Here is an 18,339-nt window from a genome sequence, read left to right as displayed (position 1 = left end):
ATGTCAATTGAAGTAGGCAGCAAGTTGCAAGGTAAAGTTACTGGGATTACTCATTTTGGAGCGTTTGTTGAGCTGCCAGGGGGTACAACAGGACTCGTGCATATTAGCGAAGTTGCGGATAATTACGTGAAGGACATCAACGAATTTCTTAAAGTTGGTGATCAAGTCGAAGTTAAGGTTATGAGCGTCGAAAAGGACGGAAAGATTGGATTGTCTATTAAGAAAGCAAAAGAAAATGTTGCTTCTGCTAGTAGACCAGCCCCTTCTAGAGGCGGATTTAACAAGTCACGCAAAGGTCCTAACCGAGGTGGAAACAACCATTCTACTGCATTGTCTTTTGAGGATAAGATGAATAAATTCCTAAAAGATAGTGAAGACCGACTCACTACTTTAAAGCGTAGTACCGAATCAAAAAGAGGTGGCCGCGGCGGCCGAAGAGGATAATTGTTGCATTTTTAATGCTCATTCATCTATATATGGCAGGCATCCTATTCATTAGGGTGCTTTTTGTTTTGGTGGTTTTTGCAGGATGTTGAAAGTGGTTGATTTCCGTTTCAGGTGCTCGCTTTCCGCGGGGCAGGCGGTGAGCCACATTCGTACGTTTTACTTTTAAGTGTCTCACCTGCCCGCCTGTCCCGCAGGAGTCTCGCACCCTCCACTCCAATCAACTTGTCAGTGAAGAAAAGTCACAAACGAATTAAAACAACACATTATAAGATGATAGCAAATCACCTTACAAAAAACTTTTTCGACAAATTTCTAAAGAACCGTTGACAGGGTGCCCGGATAGATGTAATATACTACTTGTGTCTTTTACAAATGGCGGTGTAGCTCAGCTGGCTAGAGCGTACGGTTCATACCCGTGAGGTCGTGGGTTCGACTCCCTCCGCCGCTACCATTTTTATTTGACATCTACATACAAACATACAAGAGTATTCCTATGGGATGCTCTTTTTTTATATTTAGAAATGCCGCTCCTTAATTAATTCCTTTTATTTTTCTTCATAATTCTCCTAAATCTCTTTAAAAATCATAATCCCTTTTTCTTTTTTGTACGAATGGTGTCCTCTTTTGCTTTACTTTCGTGAAATAGTGGTGAAGTCCGTCGAGAAGTTTTTTGAACCAACATTGCTCTTTTGACAAAATCTTTGTTCTAAACCTGTTTATAATGGTTACACAAATTGGAAACGGGTGGTGTATGGGATGTGGCAGAAGGTTGAACAAGAAGTACTCGAACCGATCAGGGGAATGGTGTGGGTAGAAAAAGGTCAGCAAGCGGTTTATAAAACGAGTAAGAGATGGCTTCAGCTTTTGAACCAGAGCATTTTTAATTGGAGAATGCTGTTGTTTGGAATTGGCTTTTTGTTAGGACGAGCTATGATTTTGGCTGAGATGTCTCCATTCGCTTTACCTTTTGCAGCCAGTGTCTTTGTTTTGCGAAAAGAGCGGACAGGCATTGCTGTCTTTGCTGTAATGGCAGGAGCGATGTCCCTTCAGCCGATGAATGCCTTATTCTTTATAAGTGCCTTGCTGGTATATGCAAGTCTCCAAAAAGGGACAGATCTTTTCATAAAGAACCGCATACAAAGCTTGCCTCTTTTAGTTTTTAGCTCCTCCTTAATAACACGTACATTATTTTCTATTTTTGGTGAGGGTGGATTAGAGCGGGTTGATACGATGCTTGCGCTTGTAGAAGGGGGACTAAGCTTAGTCCTAACGTTAATCTTTCTTCAAAGCATACCGCTTTTAACGAATAAAAAGATTCCTCAATCTTTAAAAAATGAAGAAATCGTATGCTTGATGATTCTGCTCGCATCCGTGATGACAGGAACGATCGGCTGGCAGATCAATGATGTTTCGGTAGAACATGTTGTCTCGCGTTATTTAGTATTGCTGTTCGCGTTTGTAGGAGGGGCAGCGATTGGATCAACTGTTGGGGTTGTGACAGGACTTATCCTTAGTCTCGCGCAAGTGGCGAGTTTGTCTCAGATGAGCCTCTTAGCGTTTTCAGGTTTGCTTGGTGGTCTTTTAAAAGAAGGGAAGCGGTTCGGTGTCAGCTTAGGGCTGATTATCGGTACCGTGCTGATCGGTCTGTATGGTGAGGGGCGGGCTGAGATCACATCAACACTGATGGAATCGGGCTTTGCTGTTCTGCTTTTCCTATTAACACCGAAGACCGCAATCAGCAACATCTCGAAGTATGTCCCGGGTACACGAGAACATTCGATGCAACAGCAGCAATATTTGAAAAAGATCCGGGATGTTACCGCAAGCCGTGTTGAACGGTTTTCAAGCCTTTTTCAAGCGCTCTCGCATTCGTTTCAATCAGTAGGCTCTTCGCTTAATGAAGAAGAGAGCTCACGTGAAGTAGATCTCTTCTTAAGCAATATTACCGAAAAGACGTGCCAGACGTGTTTTAAAAAGGAACAGTGCTGGGCTCAGAATTTTACAACGACTTACGATCTTATGACAAGATTAATGGTGGAGCAAGAGGATTACAGTGATATCAAGGACAGAAAGTTAAAGCGCGATTGGGAAAGGCACTGCATCAAGCCTGAAAAGATAACCGACTTAATGAAGCAAGAGCTAACCCAATATAGAGCTTCCCAAAAATTAAAGATTCAAGTGCAAGAAAGCCGCCGTTTAGTGGCTGATCAGCTAATGGGTGTTTCACAAGTGATGGGTGACTTTGCAAAAGAGATTCAGCGTGAACAAGAGAACCATCAAATTCAAGAAGAGCAGATTAAAGATTCTCTTTCTCAAGCAGGTATCGATGTGGGCCATGTAGACATTTACAGCCTAGAAACGTCTAATGTTGATATTGAAATGACCATTCCGTATTGCGGAGGGTCAGGGATCGCTGAAAAACTGATTGCACCAATCCTTTCTGATATTTTAGAAGAAACGATTCTTGTTACGCATGAAGAGTGTGCGAATTACGCAACAGGTTACTGTCATCTATCGTTTCATTCGGCTAGAGAATTTGTTGTTGAAACCGGAATCGCATCAGCCGCCAAAGGGGAGCGTGGCTTTCCGGAGATAGTCATTCGACGATCGAGATCGGTGCTGGGAAATTTGCGGTTGCGATCGCAGATGGTATGGGTAATGGGGAACGAGCTTTTATCGAAAGCAATGAGACGCTGCAGCTGCTTCAAAAGATCCTTCAATCTGGAATTGAAGAGGAAGTCGCCATTAAGTCAGTCAACTCGGTACTCTCTTTGCGTACGACAGACGAAATTTTCTCAACATTGGATCTTGCGATGATTGATCTGCAAGATGCATCTGCAAAGTTTTTGAAGATCGGATCCACGCCAAGTTTTATTAAACGCGGTGATCAGGTGAAGACGGTTGAAGCGAGCAACCTGCCGATGGGAATCATTCAGGACTTTGATGTGGACGTTGTTGATGAGCAGTTAAAAGCAGGGGATATCTTGATCATGATGAGTGACGGCATCTATGAAGCTCCTCGTCATATCGAAAACATTGATGCGTGGCTGAAGCGCAAGATCAGGGAGATCGATACTGATGATCCTCAAGAAATAGCAGATTTGATTATGGAAGAGGTCATCCGGTCCGGTAATAACGGAATCGAGGACGATATGACGGTTGCTGTGACAAAGATTGAAAAAAACATTCCGAAGTGGGCAACAGTCCCTCATTATCCTAAAGTAAACATCAGCCGCAAAAAGCTCAATAGTTTATGAGAATAAGAGGCCGCTCTTTTATATAAAAAAGAGTGGCTTTTTGTTTGTTCTTTTCTGAAACTCCAGCTAGTAGATGCAAGTGGACAGTATTTTTCCAGAAGTGGACAGTAAAATTCAAAAAGTGGACAGTATTCTTATTCTCGATCTATTAGTCTTTGTTTGTATCCGCAGGCTTTTTTAGCGTATAAACCTTTTCTTTCTTGACGATGATGGTAATAGTTAAAAATCGTACGCGAGAGGGGTTAGAGTGATGCGGAACAAAGGAACGTTGCGTCAAATACTGCTTATTACAGATGGGTGTTCAAACCAAGGCGAGGATCCAGTAGCGATGGCTGCGCTTGCTCATGAACAAGGAATTGCTGTTAATGTAATTGGTGTTCTAAACGAAAATGCACCTGAGTATCATAGACAAGGTTTGAAAGAAGTTGAGGAAATTGCCATGGCTGGCGGCGGGATCAGTCAAGTGGTTTACACGAAACAACTAGCACAAACGGTTAAGATGGTCACCCAAAAAGCGATGGCCCAAACGATTAAAGGGGTCGTTAACGCTGAATTGCAGCAAATACTAGGGAGTCAGTCGACGATGGAAGATCTTCCTCCTGATAAACGAGGGGAAGTCATTGAAGTCGTAGATGAGATGGGAGAAACAATGAATCTCGAAATTCTGGTTCTAATCGATGCTTCGGGTTCGATGGAAGATAAGATGCTTACGGTTCAAGAATCCCTTCTTGATCTATCTATCTCGTTAAATTCCAGAATTGGTGATAATGAATTTTCGATCTATGCCTTTCCAGGGAAAAGATCAGAGGCGGAAGAATTGTTAAGCTGGTCATCCAAACTAGACTCGATCGGTAAAATCTTTTCTAAGATTACACTGGGTGGAATCACGCCAACTGGACCTGCTATAAAAGAAGGAATTGCCGCCTTTGGTCGTAAACGTTCGTCAAAAAGGAGATTCTTGTCCGATGATGCCCCAGGATATACGAACGAGTCCGGTATGTAACTTAGTTGTTGGTGAGGAAATACGCGGAAAGTGGAATCATTCTAAGTATCGAATCCGCCGCCGTCTAGGATATGGAGCAACAGGCGCGGTCTATCTAGCTGATTCGGATCGTGGAGTGGTCGCACTTAAAATCGGACATGACCAGATGTCGATCACATCTGAAGTGAATGTGCTGAAGCGTTTTTCTAAGGTCCAGGGGAAAGTCCTTGGACCTTCTTTAATCGATGTGGATGACTGGGTGGCACGTAATAGCACGTATCCTTTTTATGCGATGGAATACTTAAAAGGAGAAACGCTGTTTGATTTTATGAAAACAAAATCTTCAGAGTGGGCAGGCATTTTGCTTGTACAACTTCTGACAGATCTGCACACATTGCATCAGGCTGGATGGGCGTTCGGAGATTTGAAGCCTGATAATCTACTCGTGACAGGACCTCCCTATCGCATTCGCTGGATAGATGTCGGAGGAACCACTGTGATGGACCGGTCAATCAAAGAATATACCGAATTCTATGACAGGGGATACTGGGGGAAAGGGTCTCGAAAAGCAGAGCCCTCATATGATTTGTTCTCTGCAGGGATGGTAATGGTGAATTTGGCTTATCCTTCACGATTTGCGAAACACGGCGATCCTGACAAACAGATGCATGCGAAAATAACAGGAAGTCCGATGCTTAAGCCATACGCTTCTATATTGGATAAGGCGTGGAACGGAAAATACCGTTATGCAGAAGAGATGAGAAACGAACTCGTTCTTCTGTTAAATGCAAAGGATAAAGCCAAATCATCTCAAAAGCAGAATCAACATGCATCTCAAAGACCGGCAACTAGACAAGCTCAAAAGAAAAAGAAAAGCAGCTTTATCGCAGAAACTTTTTTAGTCTTTACCTTTGTTTTTATTGTGTACTTGTTTTACATGCTCGGTCAGACGATGTAAATGGTGTTAGTTCCTGCATTTCTTTGTTATGATTTTAAGAGGCTCTTTTTCTAAAAGATTGTTGCTTCTAGGGCAATTTTTATGTCTTGACTCCATTGACAGGTTGATTGGAGTGTAAGGTGCGAGACTCCTGCGGGACGAGCGGTCAGGAGAGACACTTAAGAGTGAAACGTACGAATGTGGCTCACCGGTCGCCCCGCGGAAAGCGAGCATCCTGAAACGGAGATCAACCACTCCTAAGAACATCAAAGGTTACGAAAACAGCCTTTTAAAAAGATATCGAAAGTGAAGGAGCGGTTCGCTTTGCAGGAAGTGGAGAACTTTATTAGAAAACACCAGCTTCTTTCATCAGTCCAAAAAGTAGTGATCGGTGTTTCAGGCGGACCCGATTCATTAGCTTTATTGCATTATTTATGGAAAAGGTCCTCTTTTTATAAAATTAATGTAATTGCAGCTTCGTTCGACCACCAGCTCAGAGGTAAAGAATCTGCTGAAGAGCTTGCTTTTGTAAAAAGCTTTTGCCAAGAACGAAACATTATATTTGAAGGCGGCAATGCGGATGTTGCAAACTATCAAAAAGAACATGGCTTATCGCTTCAAACAGCTGCCAGAACATGCAGATATAAGTTCTTTGAAGAAGTGATGCACAAACATCATGCAGATGCATTAGCATTGGCGCACCATGGTGATGACCAAGTCGAAACGATGCTCATGAGAATGACAAGAGGAAGTGAAGGTTTCAGCTCGGCAGGAATTCCGTTGAGACGGCCGTTTGCAAACGGCGAAATAATTCGTCCTTTTTTAGGAATAACAAAGAAGCAAATCGAGCATTATTGTAAAGTAGAAAACCTATTTCCTGTTTATGATTCAAGCAATGATAGTGACAAATATGTACGAAACAGATTCAGAAAAAATATTCTGCCTTTTTTAAAAAAGGAAAATCCTAGCGTGCATGAAAGATTTCAGTATTTAAGTGAAACTATTTCAGAAGATGAAGCGTATATATTGAAACTGGCTGAAATAGAGTTAGAAAAGGTTTTAATCAGTCAAACAGAGGGGAAAATAGAGTTATCTGTATCCGCTTTTAACAAGATGCCTATTCCTTTACAAAAAAGAGGGATTACACTAATATTGAACTATCTGTATAAAATTAATCCTTCATCTCTTTCCTCTGTACATAAGGAAAACTTTCTTAGTTTGCTCGGAAGTGAGCATCCATCTGGGTCTTTACATTTTCCGTCAGGTTTAGTAGTCCGCAGAACTTATGACAGATGTTTATTAAGTTTTGAGCCGGCCGTCAATAATGAGGAATGGTCTTATGATTATTCGCTAAAGCTGCCAGGCAGTGTGGAATTGCCGAATGGACTTGTTGCTGCTGAAATAACAGATCGTGAGCCTGCTTTACTAAGAGGAAAAGATGTTTTTGTGTTTTCAATGAAAGATGTAAGTCTCCCGCTACGTGTTCGAAGCCGAAAACCAGGTGACCGGATGGCGATTGCCGGCGTTGGTTCTCGGAAGTTAAAAGATATATTTATTGATGCTAAAGTGCCGCAAGAAGAACGGAAAGTCTGGCCGCTTGTAGTTGATGCAAACGGTGAAATTATTTGGCTTCCTGGACTTAAGCACACTCGACGCTTTTCTTTAAATCAATCTGAACAATGGGTTATTTTACGCTTTCAAAAAAATCGCCATGACGTCTAGGAGGCTTGTTGAACATGCATGATGAAATTTTAGAAACACTTATATCCGAAGAAGCTATTCAAAACAAGATCAAAGAACTTGGAAAAGAGCTATCTGAGGAATATAAGGACAGTTTTCCATTGGTAATTGGGGTTTTAAAAGGTGCTCTACCTTTTATGGCAGACTTGATTAAACGAATGGATATCCATCTCGAGATCGATTTAATGGCAGTGTCCAGCTATGGTGCATCTACCGTTTCATCTGGTCAAGTAAAAATTGTTAAAGATTTAGATACTTCCTTAGAAGGTCGAGACGTTATCATTGTAGAAGATATTATTGACAGTGGATTAACGCTTAGTTATCTCGTTCAACTATTTAAGGCACGCAAAGCGAAATCGGTTAAGATTGTAACTTTGCTGGATAAGCCAACAGGACGAAAGGTTGATATCGCGCCAGATCTTGCGGGCTTTATCGTTCCTGATGCTTTTGTTGTTGGTTACGGATTAGACTACATCGAGAAGTACCGCAACTTGCCTTACATTGGCGTGTTAAAGCCAGAGATCTACGAAAAGTAAGAATAAAAAACCGCATAAGATTTGATTGTTCGCCTAAGGAGGTAAGGAATGAATCGCATCTTCCGTAATACTATATTTTATTTATTAATCTTTTTAGTTGTAGTTGGAGTAGTCAGCTTTTTCAACGGCAACAACAATGAAGTCAAAGAAATTCGTTATGACCAGCTGACTAAGTACATTGAATCAGGCAAAGTGGAAAGCATCGTTTACCAGCCTGAGGGCGGCGTGTATGTTGTCCGCGGCCAGCTAGAGGGAGCTAAAGAAGGAGAAGTATTCCAGACAAACGCTCCATTAACAGGTAACACACTTGCTGAGGTTGAAAAGCTTGCTGATTCTGCAAATGTAGAATTTAAACAGCAGGAACAGACGAGTGGCTGGGTGACGTTCTTCACCTCGATTATCCCGTTTGTCATTATCTTTATCTTATTCTTCTTCTTGTTGAACCAGGCCCAGGGTGGCGGAAGCCGAGTTATGAACTTTGGGAAAAGCAAAGCGAAACTGTATAACGAAGAAAAGAAAAAGGTTACGTTTAAAGACGTAGCTGGTGCAGATGAAGAGAAACAAGAGCTAGTTGAAGTTGTTGAGTTCTTAAAAGACCCGCGTAAATTCTCTGCTTTAGGTGCTCGTATTCCAAAGGGTGTTCTTTTAGTAGGACCTCCGGGTACTGGTAAAACACTTCTTGCACGTGCAGTAGCTGGAGAAGCTGGCGTTCCATTCTTCTCGATCTCAGGTTCTGATTTCGTTGAGATGTTCGTTGGTGTCGGTGCATCACGTGTACGTGATTTGTTTGAAAACGCAAAGAAAAACGCGCCTTGTATCATTTTTATTGATGAAATTGACGCAGTTGGACGTCAGCGTGGAGCTGGTCTTGGCGGTGGCCATGACGAGCGTGAACAAACGCTTAACCAATTGTTAGTTGAAATGGACGGTTTCGGTGCAAACGAAGGTATCATCATCATCGCTGCAACAAACCGTGCGGATATTCTAGATCCTGCCCTTCTTCGTCCAGGACGTTTTGACCGTCAGATTCCGGTTAACCGCCCAGATGTAAAAGGACGTGAAGAGGTATTGCAAGTGCATGCACGCAACAAACCGCTTGCTGAAGATGTTAACCTGAAAACAATCGCGATGCGTACGCCAGGATTCTCTGGTGCGGATCTTGAAAACTTATTAAACGAAGCTGCGTTAGTAGCTGCGCGTTCTGATAAGAAAAAGATTGATATGGATGACGTTGATGAAGCGATCGACCGTGTTATTGCAGGACCTGCGAAAAAGAGCCGTGTCATTTCTGAGAAAGAAAAGAACATCGTTGCTTATCATGAAGCAGGTCACACTGTTATCGGTTTAGTTCTAGAAGGAGCGGATACTGTTCATAAAGTTACCGTTGTCCCTCGTGGTCAAGCTGGTGGTTACACAGTAATGCTTCCTAAAGAAGACCGATACTTCATGACAAAACCTGAATTAGAAGATAAAATCGTTGGACTACTTGGAGGCCGTGTTGCCGAAGAGATTACGTTCAAAGAAGTAAGTACAGGAGCTCATAACGACTTCCAGCGTGCGACTGGTATCGCCCGCCGCATGGTTACTGAGTTCGGTATGAGTGAACGTCTTGGACCGATGCAGTTCGGTACTTCTCAAGGCGGTCAAGTCTTCTTAGGAAGAGACTTCAATAATGAGCAAAACTATAGTGATGCAATCGCGCATGAGATCGACTTAGAAGTTCAGCGCATCATCAAAGAATCTTACGAGCGCTGCCGTCAGATTCTTACTGAACACAATTCTAAGTTAGAGATCATCGCTCAAACATTGCTTACTGTAGAAACGCTTGATGAAGAACAAATCAAAGAACTCGTTAAGACAGGTCAACTGCCTGATCGAAAGACGATTTCAAAACCATCTGATGATGTTAAAGTAACGCTTAACAAAAAGGATGAAGAACCAAAACAAGATTAATTTAGAAAGGATGCCTCAGATCTTGAGGTGTCCTTTTTTTGGTTGGTATGCTTTGCTGCATTTGAGAGAGGCTAATTTCCGCTGCAGGACTCGCTTTCCGCAGGGTGTGCGGTGAGCCCATTCGCCGCTTTGCGTCATTGAATGGTCTCACCTGTCCCACTCATCCTGCAGGAGTCTCGCCCTTCCGCTCCAATTAGCTATTCAATGAAGTACTTTTGAAAAAATCTTCTGTAGCATAATCTTTTAGAAAATCTTTTTGTAAAATGTTTTTAGTTTATTTTGTTCTTTCCCTTCACTGACAAAGTTGATTGTAGTGAAAGGTGCGAGACTCCTGCGGGACAGGCGGGCAGGTGAGACACTTAGAAGTGAAACGTACGAATGTGGCTCACCGCCTCCCCGCGGAAAGCGAGCGCCTGTAACGGAAATCAACCACTTACAAGAGCACCGAAGAATATCCAACCAATACTGCAATAAGCCGCGTTGCTTTACTCCTATACGTTTTATGTTATAACTATTATAGAAACTTAAGATAAGAAGCGGGGACAAATTCCATGATCTTTGTGTTTGATGTCGGAAATACGAATATTGTTTTAGGACTCTATGAGAATGATGAATTAAAGCATCACTGGAGAATTCATACATCACGTGAAAAAACAGAAGACGAATATGGCATGCTCATACTCGATTTGTTCCGTCACGTTAATATTCATAAAGAGCAAATTGAAGGGATTATCATCTCTTCGGTAGTACCACCTATCATGTTTGCTTTAGAACGCATGTGTGTAAAATACTTTAACCAGCGTCCATTAGTAGTAGGGCCTGGTATTAAAACGGGGTTGAATATTAAATACGAAAACCCGAGAGAAGTTGGGGCTGACCGAATCGTTAACGCGGTTGCTGCAATCCATGAATATGACGCACCGCTCATCATCGTCGATTTTGGGACGGCTACTACGTATTGTTATATCAATGAACATAAACAGTACATGGGTGGCGCAATTGCACCTGGTATCAATATTTCTACAGAAGCCCTTTATACGAAAGCGGCTAAACTCCCTCGTATTGAGATCGCAAAACCTGAAGGCGTAATCGGAAAGAACACCGTTAACGCTATGCAAGCAGGTATTCTTTATGGATATGTAGGACAAGTAGAGGGTATCGTAAAAAGAATGAAGGAACAAACTTCGATCGAGCCAAAAGTTATTGCAACTGGCGGACTTGCAAATTTAATAGCAGCGGAAAGCAGCGTGATTGATCACGTTGATCCATTTTTGACATTAAAAGGTCTTTTACTTATTTACGATAAAAATAAGAACGGTTAAAGGATGAGTACGATGAATGATTATTTAATAAAAGCTTTAGCGTTTGACGGACAGATCCGTGCTTATGCGATCTCTTCAACAGAGATGGTAAGTGAAGCGCAAAGAAGACATGATACATGGCCAACAGCATCGGCCGCATTAGGACGAGCGATGACCGCATCCACGATGATGGGTATGATGCTAAAAGGTGAAGATAACAACATCACAGTTAAGATCGAAGGCGGCGGACCGATCGGTGTAATCATCGTAGACAGCAATACAAAAGGTGAGACACGAGGCTATGTGACGAACCCGCACACACACTTTGAACTAAACAGCAAAGGGAAATTGGATGTAGCAAGGGCCGTTGGAAAAGATGGATACTTATCCGTACTAAAAGATATCGGAATGCGCGAAAAGTTTACAGGTCAAGTGCCGATGGTTTCAGGTGAACTAGGAGAGGACTTCACGTATTACTTTGCTTCATCTGAACAAGTGCCATCTGCGGTTGGTGTTGGGGTGTTGGTAAATCCGGATAATTCGATCAAAGCATCTGGAGGTTTTATCGTTCAAGTGATGCCGAATGCTTCAGATACAATCGTTGATCTATTAGAGGAAAGAATCAATGCGATTCCCCCGATCTCTCGATTGATTGAAAAAGGGATGACACCAGAGGAGATTTTATTTGAGCTTTTAGGTGAGGATCAAGTTCAAATTTTAGAAAAATCTCCAGTGCGTTTTCAGTGTACATGCTCACATGAGCGTTTTGGACAAGCAATCGTGAGTCTTGGTGAGCAGGAGATCCGAGATATAATAGAAGAAGATGGTCAAGCGGAAACGAATTGTCAGTTCTGTAATGCAACGTACATCTTTTCAAAAGAAGAACTTCAAACATTGCTCGATCAAGCTAAAGCGTAAACCCGGAATTCTTTCCGGGTTTTGTTTTATACATGAAAAGAAAAATTCTGCGTACCATTGTAATAGATAACTTCCTTGTGCAATTAAATTGACAGAGTATTTCCAGAGTTGCTACAATTAATCCAATAAAAATACTCGGTTTTAGGAGTGATGGCAAATGGCAAGAGTAGCACAATCGATAACGGATTTGATTGGTCAGACACCTGTTGTTAAATTGAATCGCATTACGACAGAGGATATGGCAGATGTTTATCTGAAGTTAGAGTTTATGAACCCTGGAAGCAGTGTGAAAGACCGTATCGCATTAGCTATGATTGAAGATGCAGAGAAAAGCGGAAAACTAAAAGCAGATGATACAATTGTTGAACCGACAAGTGGTAACACGGGTATTGGTTTAGCCATGGTTGCCGCTGCAAAAGGATACAAAACAGTCCTTGTCATGCCTGAAACAATGAGTTTAGAAAGAAGAAATCTGCTTAGAGCATATGGCGCAGACCTAGTTTTAACACCTGGACCTGAAGGAATGGGCGGAGCAATCAGAAAAGCAGAAGAGCTAGCTAAAGAAAAAGGCTACTTCATGCCGCAGCAGTTTAAAAATGAAGCGAACCCTGCTATTCATAGAGATACGACAGGACAAGAGATTCTGTCACAATTTCCGGATGGATTAGACGCATTTGTATCAGGAATCGGAACGGGTGGTACGATTACGGGTGCAGGGCAAGTTTTAAAAGAAAAATATCCTGATATTAAGATCTACGCTGTAGAACCAACAGATTCTCCTGTTTTATCTGGAGGTAAACCAGGACCGCACAAAATTCAAGGGATCGGTGCTGGCTTTGTTCCGGATATTTTAAAAACAGATATTTACGATGAAGTGTTAACGATCTCAAATGACGAAGCGTTTGAATGGGCGAGAAAAGCAGCACGTGAAGAGGGTCTTTTAGGCGGAATCTCATCAGGTGCAGCGATCTCAGCAGCATTAAAAGTCGCTAAGAAGCTAGGCAAAGGCAAAAAGGTGCTAGCGATTATTCCAAGTAACGGCGAACGCTATTTAAGTACACCGTTGTATCAATTTGAAGACTAATCATTTCGAGAGAGCTCCCTTTTCTGGGGGCTTTTTTGATGAGTTATTTTCTACAAGATTATTTATTTTGTTTTTCTCTTCATTGCAAGGGGATTGTAGTGAAAGGTGCGAGACTCCTGCGGGACAGGCGGGCAGGTGAGACACTTAAGAGTGAAACGTCCGAATGTGGCTCACCGCCTGCCCCGCGGAAAGCGAGCAACCTGTAACGGAAATCGACCTCTTTCAAAGCAACCAGGCTTAATCCAAACATCCTTTCTTTCTTAATGGAGATAAAACCCATGTAAATGCAGGAAATTAGGAGAAAGATGTGCCAAAGTGAAACACCTCATGTACAATGTAAGCAGAAGATTTTTGGGAGAGTGACCGTATGGGGATGAACAAAAAATGGCATGTCATGCATTCATGTATACCTCTTTCTAAAGAAGAGTGGTTTTATAAATATAAATTCTTAGCAGCGACTGAACCTCGCCACATTTTGTTGGAGAGCGGAAGAACAGGAAAGTACAGCATCATTGGACTTTCTCCTTTTGCTGAAGTCTCTGGTAAACATCATGTATTAACCATAAAAACAGAAGAAGAGTCTATTTCTTTAAACGGCCCGGTATATGAGCAGTTTCAAAACTGGTTTAAAGATTTTAGTATAGAACCAGTAGAAGGTTTGCCGGACTTTACAGGTGGGGCAATCGGATATTTAAGCTATGACCTTACTCGCGAGTTTGAAAAACTGCCAGTAACGTCAGAAGATGATCTCGGTTTGCCGGACCTATATTTCTTATTGTTTAAAGATGTCTTCGTTTATGATCATGAAACAAGCACACTTTGGATCCTTGTTCTAGGAGAAGAGAAGAATGATCCTTATCGTTTGGACAAACTTCGCTCATTTAAAGAAATGTGGGAAGCGCCGGTATCGGTTCAACAAGGTCAAGAAGATGTAGAGAGCTTCTCTATTGAAGATTTCAAACATGTATCCATGACAGAAGATGTTTTTGTAGATGCGGTGAAAAAGATTCAAGAATATATTTCTGACGGAGATGTGTTTCAAGTAAACTTGTCTGTTCGCCAGTCAAAAGCGCTAAGAACAACTCCTTTTAACGTATACGAAGAATTAAGAAGAATTAACCCATCACCTTATATGGGATATCTGCAAACTCCTGACTTTCAGCTTGTTAGTGCTTCGCCGGAACTTCTGGTGAAGAAAAAGGTGATTGTGTAAGTACCCGCCCGATTGCCGGCACACGTCCGCGCGGGAGAACAGAAGAAGAAGATTTGGAGCTTGCTAACACGTTGATTCAAAATGAAAAAGAACGTGCTGAACACGTGATGCTCGTCGATCTTGAACGAAACGACCTTGGTAAGGTTTCTGTCTATGGCAGCGTAAATGTGGACGAGTTCATGGTGATCGAAAGGTATTCGCACGTGATGCATATCGTATCCAATGTGGTCGGAACATTAAGGCCAGAGTGTGATGCGTTCGATTGTATTAAAGCGACTTTCCCAGGTGGAACGATCACTGGCGCTCCAAAGGTAAGAACGATGGAGATCATTGAAGAGTTAGAACCGGTACGAAGAGGTGTTTACACAGGAAGTATGGGTTGGATCGGTTTTAACGGTGACACCGAAATGAATATCGCAATTCGCACGATGGTATGTCAAAATGAAACTGCACACGTTCAAGCGGGTGCTGGTATTGTGATTGACTCCATTCCAAAAAGTGAATACAAAGAGAGTCTAAAAAAGCAGAGGCGCTGTGGCGTGCCAAAGAGCAGAGTGAGCTCGGGTCAATTTTGGTTTAACACACAGCACATGAGAGGAGAAGAGACGAGATGATTTTAATGATTGATAACTACGATTCCTTTACGTACAACCTCGTTCAGTACTTGGGAGAGATGGGTGAGGAACTTGTCGTAAAACGAAACGATGAGATAACGATACAAGAAATAGAGCAACTGGATCCAGAGTTCTTAATGATCTCTCCTGGACCTTGTTCACCAAATGAAGCGGGAATCAGTTTAGAGGCTATTTCATACTTTGCTGGAAAGATCCCGATTTTCGGTGTTTGTTTAGGACACCAGTCGATTGCGCAAGTTTTTGGAGGAGATGTAGTACGTGCTGAACGATTGATGCATGGGAAGGTTTCCCCAGTTCTTCATGACGGCAGAACGGTTTATGAGGGATTAGCGCAAGAGTTCCCTGCAACACGCTATCACTCCCTGATTGTAAAAAGAGAAACCTTGCCTGATTGCTTTGAGATTTCTTCTTGGACAAAAGAGGGAGAGATCATGGGAATCCGTCATAAAGAGCTTCCGATCGAAGGCGTACAATATCATCCGGAATCCATTTTAACGGAAGACGGCAAGAAGCTATTACGAAACTTTATCGATTTTTATAAAGGCAAAAACGCGTCATGTACATCTATTTAAACGGAAAAGTCGTTTCCAAAGAAGAAGCAGTCATCTCGCCGTACGATCACGGATTCATGTACGGCTTAGGTGCGTTCGAAACGTTCAGAACGTATGACGGCTTTCCTTTTTTGATTCATGAACATTTAAATCGTCTGCAGGAAGCTTTAATAGAACTGAATATTCATTTGGAGCTTGATGCGGATACCGTGATTGAAATGGTAGAAACTTTGCTGCGCAAAAATGAGATGGATGATGCTTATTTTAGGTTGAATGTTTCAGCGGGTATGGGAGATATCGGGCTGCAGACTCTTCCTTACGAAGACCCTGCAGTTATTTTATTTACAAAACCTCTCGTAGAAAGCAGCACGATTGCTGAAAAAGAACTGATTCAGCTAAAAACGGTTCGAAATACACCAGAGGGTGAGAAGAGGCTAAAATCACATCATTACTTAAACAGCATTCTTGGCAAGAGAGAACTTTCAGCTGTAAATCAAGAAGGTGTTTTTTTAACACAAGAAGGATTCATCAGCGAAGGAACGGTGTCGAACATATTTTGGTACAGTGATAACAAGCTGTTTACTCCTGGGGCTTCTACAGGTATTTTAGAAGGCATCACACGAAAATGGGTAATGAATATATCACAAATTCTGAACATTCCTCTTGAAACGGGGAATTATAAAATAGAGAAATTAGTTGAAGCGGATGAAATTTTCCTTACGAACTCGATTCAAGAACTCGTACCAGTGAGCAAGTTTCAAGATAAAGAGTTTCCGGGAGCGGAAGGTGAAATTTACAATCTGTATAGAAGACTCTATAACGAACATACAAAAAAACAACACCGAAGTATTTGATGTATTTTTGAAAGGATAGATTCTCCATGCATGAAATGTTATTCAAACAGGCTAAGCTTAATTGTGGCGAATACGTACTGGATTTTTCAAAAAAACATATGTGATGGGGATTCTAAATGTCACGCCTGATTCGTTTTCAGATGGCGGGCATCACAACCGGATCGAACAAGCTATTTCCCACGCGAAGCAAATGGTGATGGATGGGGCTGATATTATTGATATTGGCGGTGAATCCACAAGACCTGGAGCTGAGAAGGTACCACTCGACCAAGAGCTTGAGCGCGTCATTCCAGTCATTGAAGCATTAAAAAATGAGGTAGACGTTCCTTTATCAATCGATACGTATAAAGCTGAGACAGCCTATCAAGCGGTAAAAGCGGGTGCTCATATCATCAATGACGTCTGGGGAGCGAAATTTGACCCTGACATGCCGAAAGTAATGGCCGAAACCAATGTGCCTGTTATCTTGATGCATAATCGATTCGATACAAACTACCAAGAATTCATGCCGGATGTGATTGCAGACTTAGAGCATAGCATTGCAATTACCGTTAAGGCGGGAGTCAATCCTGAGAATATCATCTTAGATCCAGGGGTTGGTTTTGTTAAAACGTTTAAACAGAACCTTGAAACGATAAGAAGATTGAATGAAATCGTGGATATGGGCTATCCTGTTCTATTAGGAACTTCACGAAAATCTATGATTGGTAAGGCGCTCGATCTTCCGGTAGAAGAACGGGTGGAAGGAACAGGCGCGACAGTCTGCCTTGGAATTGAACGAGGCTGTTCGATCGTACGTGTTCATGACGTAAAGGAAATAAGCAGAATGGCAAAAATGATGGATATCATGCTCGGTAAAGGAGCGTTATCTCATGGATAAAATGTATGTAAACGGTATGAAATTTTATGGCTATCACGGAGTCTTTGCAGAAGAGCAAAAGCTTGGACAGCGTTTTAACGTGGACGTCGTATTGTCTATGGACCTTTCAAAAGCGGGACTGTCAGATGAACTGGACAATACGGTCAACTACGGAGAAGTATACAACGCTGTTAAAGAGATAGTGGAAGGTGATTCGGTAAAGCTGTTAGAGACATTGGCTGAATCGATTTCTGCAGCGTTGCTTGCGAAGTTTACTTTGATTGATGAGGTAACGATTAAAGTTATAAAGCCGGATCCCCCATTCCAGGCCACTATGAATCGGTGGCGGTAGAGATCACAAGAGGGCGCGCATAGATGGCGAACAACAATATCGCTTATTTGTCAGTTGGCTCTAACATGGGGGATCGAGAGCAATTGCTTCTAAAAGCAATCTCGCTTTTAGAAGAGTACCCTGAGATCATTATCGAATCCATTTCATCGATCTACGAAACAGATCCTGTTGGTGTTACGGATCAGCCTCTGTTTTTAAATTTAGCACTAAAACTCAAAACGGAGCTTTCTCCACAGGAACTTTTGAGTAAAATGCAAGAAGTGGAGAATAAACTGGACCGAAAAAGGGTTCAAAAATGGGGACCGCGAACAATAGACCTTGACATTTTATTGTATAATAGTGTAAGTATACAGACGGAAGTGTTAACGATTCCGCATCCACGTATGCTTGAAAGGGCATTTGTTCTCATACCTCTAAGTGAAATTGCTCCTGATGATGTTTATCCGGAGAAAACAATTTCGTTACATCAAGTCCTTTGCGAACAAAGAGATAAAGAAGGTGTACGCATATGGAAGAAGACAGACTTGGAAGACGCATCCGTGCGTTCAGAAAATTAAAAGGCTATACCCAAGAACAGCTTGCTAAAGATATAGGAATTTCAGTATCCGTCTTAGGTGAAGTAGAAAGAGGCAGCCGAAAGCCCAAAGTAGATTTACTTCATAAAATAGCGAATCAATTCAGCATTAACGTTGAAGAGTTACAGTAAGAAGATAGATAACA

At 42.0% G+C, this 18,339-nt stretch carries 16 protein-coding genes, 1 tRNA gene and 3 pseudogenes; 19 read left to right on the top strand and 1 reads right to left on the bottom strand.

The genetic code is table 11. The annotated features are described in order from the left end of the window. The gene (locus ACEWFH_RS01420) at positions 1-444 is read left to right on the top strand and encodes a S1 domain-containing RNA-binding protein (protein WP_473725836.1); all 444 of its coding nucleotides are present in this window, start codon (positions 1-3) and stop codon (positions 442-444) included. Positions 445-466: 22 nt separating this feature from the next. Here the strand turns inward: ACEWFH_RS01420 and ACEWFH_RS01415 are convergent, their stop codons facing one another. Next, positions 467-652, bottom strand: coding sequence for a hypothetical protein (locus ACEWFH_RS01415; RefSeq protein WP_473725835.1), 186 nt, complete (start codon positions 650-652; stop codon positions 467-469). Between the two features lie 169 nt (positions 653-821). Between ACEWFH_RS01415 and ACEWFH_RS01410 the strand changes: the two genes are divergently transcribed. The 18 genes and pseudogenes from ACEWFH_RS01410 (at position 822) to ACEWFH_RS01325 (ending at position 18,325) form a co-directional block, all read left to right on the top strand. Beyond that, positions 822-898 (top strand) — tRNA-Met (locus ACEWFH_RS01410). 305 nt (positions 899-1,203) lie between these two features. Then, positions 1,204-3,704 (top strand): annotated as a pseudogene (gene spoIIE, locus ACEWFH_RS01405) (stage II sporulation protein E). A gap of 250 nt (positions 3,705-3,954) precedes the next feature. Further along, positions 3,955-4,707, top strand: coding sequence for a vWA domain-containing protein (locus ACEWFH_RS01400; RefSeq protein ID WP_473727181.1), 753 nt, complete (start codon positions 3,955-3,957; stop codon positions 4,705-4,707). After that, positions 4,670-5,644 (top strand): serine/threonine protein kinase, encoded by a 975-nt coding sequence (locus ACEWFH_RS01395; RefSeq protein WP_473725834.1) that lies wholly within the window; start codon positions 4,670-4,672, stop codon positions 5,642-5,644. The genes ACEWFH_RS01400 and ACEWFH_RS01395 overlap by 38 nt, the downstream gene beginning before the upstream one ends. A gap of 312 nt (positions 5,645-5,956) precedes the next feature. Continuing rightward, positions 5,957-7,345 (top strand): tRNA lysidine(34) synthetase TilS, encoded by a 1,389-nt coding sequence (gene tilS, locus ACEWFH_RS01390; protein ID WP_473727180.1) that lies wholly within the window; start codon positions 5,957-5,959, stop codon positions 7,343-7,345. A gap of 14 nt (positions 7,346-7,359) precedes the next feature. Then, positions 7,360-7,899, top strand: a complete 540-nt coding sequence (gene hpt / locus ACEWFH_RS01385; RefSeq protein WP_289493711.1) for a hypoxanthine phosphoribosyltransferase — start codon at positions 7,360-7,362, stop codon at positions 7,897-7,899. 48 nt (positions 7,900-7,947) lie between these two features. Beyond that, positions 7,948-9,852 carry an ATP-dependent zinc metalloprotease FtsH gene (gene ftsH / locus ACEWFH_RS01380; RefSeq protein ID WP_473725833.1) on the top strand — a complete coding sequence of 635 codons (1,905 nt, stop codon included), beginning with the start codon at positions 7,948-7,950 and terminating at the stop codon, positions 9,850-9,852. Between the two features lie 551 nt (positions 9,853-10,403). Next, on the top strand, positions 10,404-11,174 hold the full coding sequence (locus ACEWFH_RS01375; RefSeq protein WP_289493708.1) for a type III pantothenate kinase: 771 nt from the start codon (positions 10,404-10,406) through the stop codon (positions 11,172-11,174). A 12-nt stretch (positions 11,175-11,186) separates the two neighbouring features. Beyond that, positions 11,187-12,071 carry an Hsp33 family molecular chaperone HslO gene (gene hslO / locus ACEWFH_RS01370; RefSeq protein ID WP_473727179.1) on the top strand — a complete coding sequence of 295 codons (885 nt, stop codon included), beginning with the start codon at positions 11,187-11,189 and terminating at the stop codon, positions 12,069-12,071. 157 nt (positions 12,072-12,228) lie between these two features. Next, the gene (cysK, locus tag ACEWFH_RS01365; RefSeq protein ID WP_473725832.1) at positions 12,229-13,155 is read left to right on the top strand and encodes a cysteine synthase A; all 927 of its coding nucleotides are present in this window, start codon (positions 12,229-12,231) and stop codon (positions 13,153-13,155) included. 105 nt (positions 13,156-13,260) lie between these two features. Further along, positions 13,261-13,419, top strand: coding sequence for a hypothetical protein (locus tag ACEWFH_RS01360; RefSeq protein ID WP_473725831.1), 159 nt, complete (start codon positions 13,261-13,263; stop codon positions 13,417-13,419). Between the two features lie 103 nt (positions 13,420-13,522). After that, a pseudogene (locus ACEWFH_RS01355) lies at positions 13,523-14,948 on the top strand (anthranilate synthase component I family protein). Between the two features lie 30 nt (positions 14,949-14,978). Beyond that, positions 14,979-15,575, top strand: coding sequence for an aminodeoxychorismate/anthranilate synthase component II (gene pabA / locus ACEWFH_RS01350; protein ID WP_473725830.1), 597 nt, complete (start codon positions 14,979-14,981; stop codon positions 15,573-15,575). Next, positions 15,560-16,408 (top strand): aminodeoxychorismate lyase, encoded by an 849-nt coding sequence (gene pabC, locus ACEWFH_RS01345; protein WP_473725829.1) that lies wholly within the window; start codon positions 15,560-15,562, stop codon positions 16,406-16,408. Before pabA ends, pabC begins: the two co-directional genes overlap by 16 nt. 61 nt (positions 16,409-16,469) lie before the next feature. Continuing rightward, the gene (gene folP / locus ACEWFH_RS01340; protein WP_473725828.1) at positions 16,470-17,288 is read left to right on the top strand and encodes a dihydropteroate synthase; all 819 of its coding nucleotides are present in this window, start codon (positions 16,470-16,472) and stop codon (positions 17,286-17,288) included. Then, positions 17,281-17,642: pseudogene (gene folB / locus ACEWFH_RS01335) on the top strand (dihydroneopterin aldolase). The gene folP and the pseudogene folB overlap by 8 nt, the downstream one beginning before the upstream one ends. Continuing rightward, on the top strand, positions 17,643-18,176 hold the full coding sequence (folK, locus tag ACEWFH_RS01330) for a 2-amino-4-hydroxy-6-hydroxymethyldihydropteridine diphosphokinase (RefSeq protein WP_473725827.1): 534 nt from the start codon (positions 17,643-17,645) through the stop codon (positions 18,174-18,176). Next, entirely contained in the window at positions 18,128-18,325 is a 198-nt protein-coding gene (locus ACEWFH_RS01325; protein ID WP_066238222.1) for a helix-turn-helix domain-containing protein, read from the top strand. Before folK ends, ACEWFH_RS01325 begins: the two co-directional genes overlap by 49 nt. Positions 18,326-18,339: the final 14 nt, after the last annotated feature.

This window comes from Fictibacillus sp. EA-CB0309 (assembly GCF_055814265.1).
This window is presented reverse-complemented; position numbering and strand designations above follow the sequence as displayed.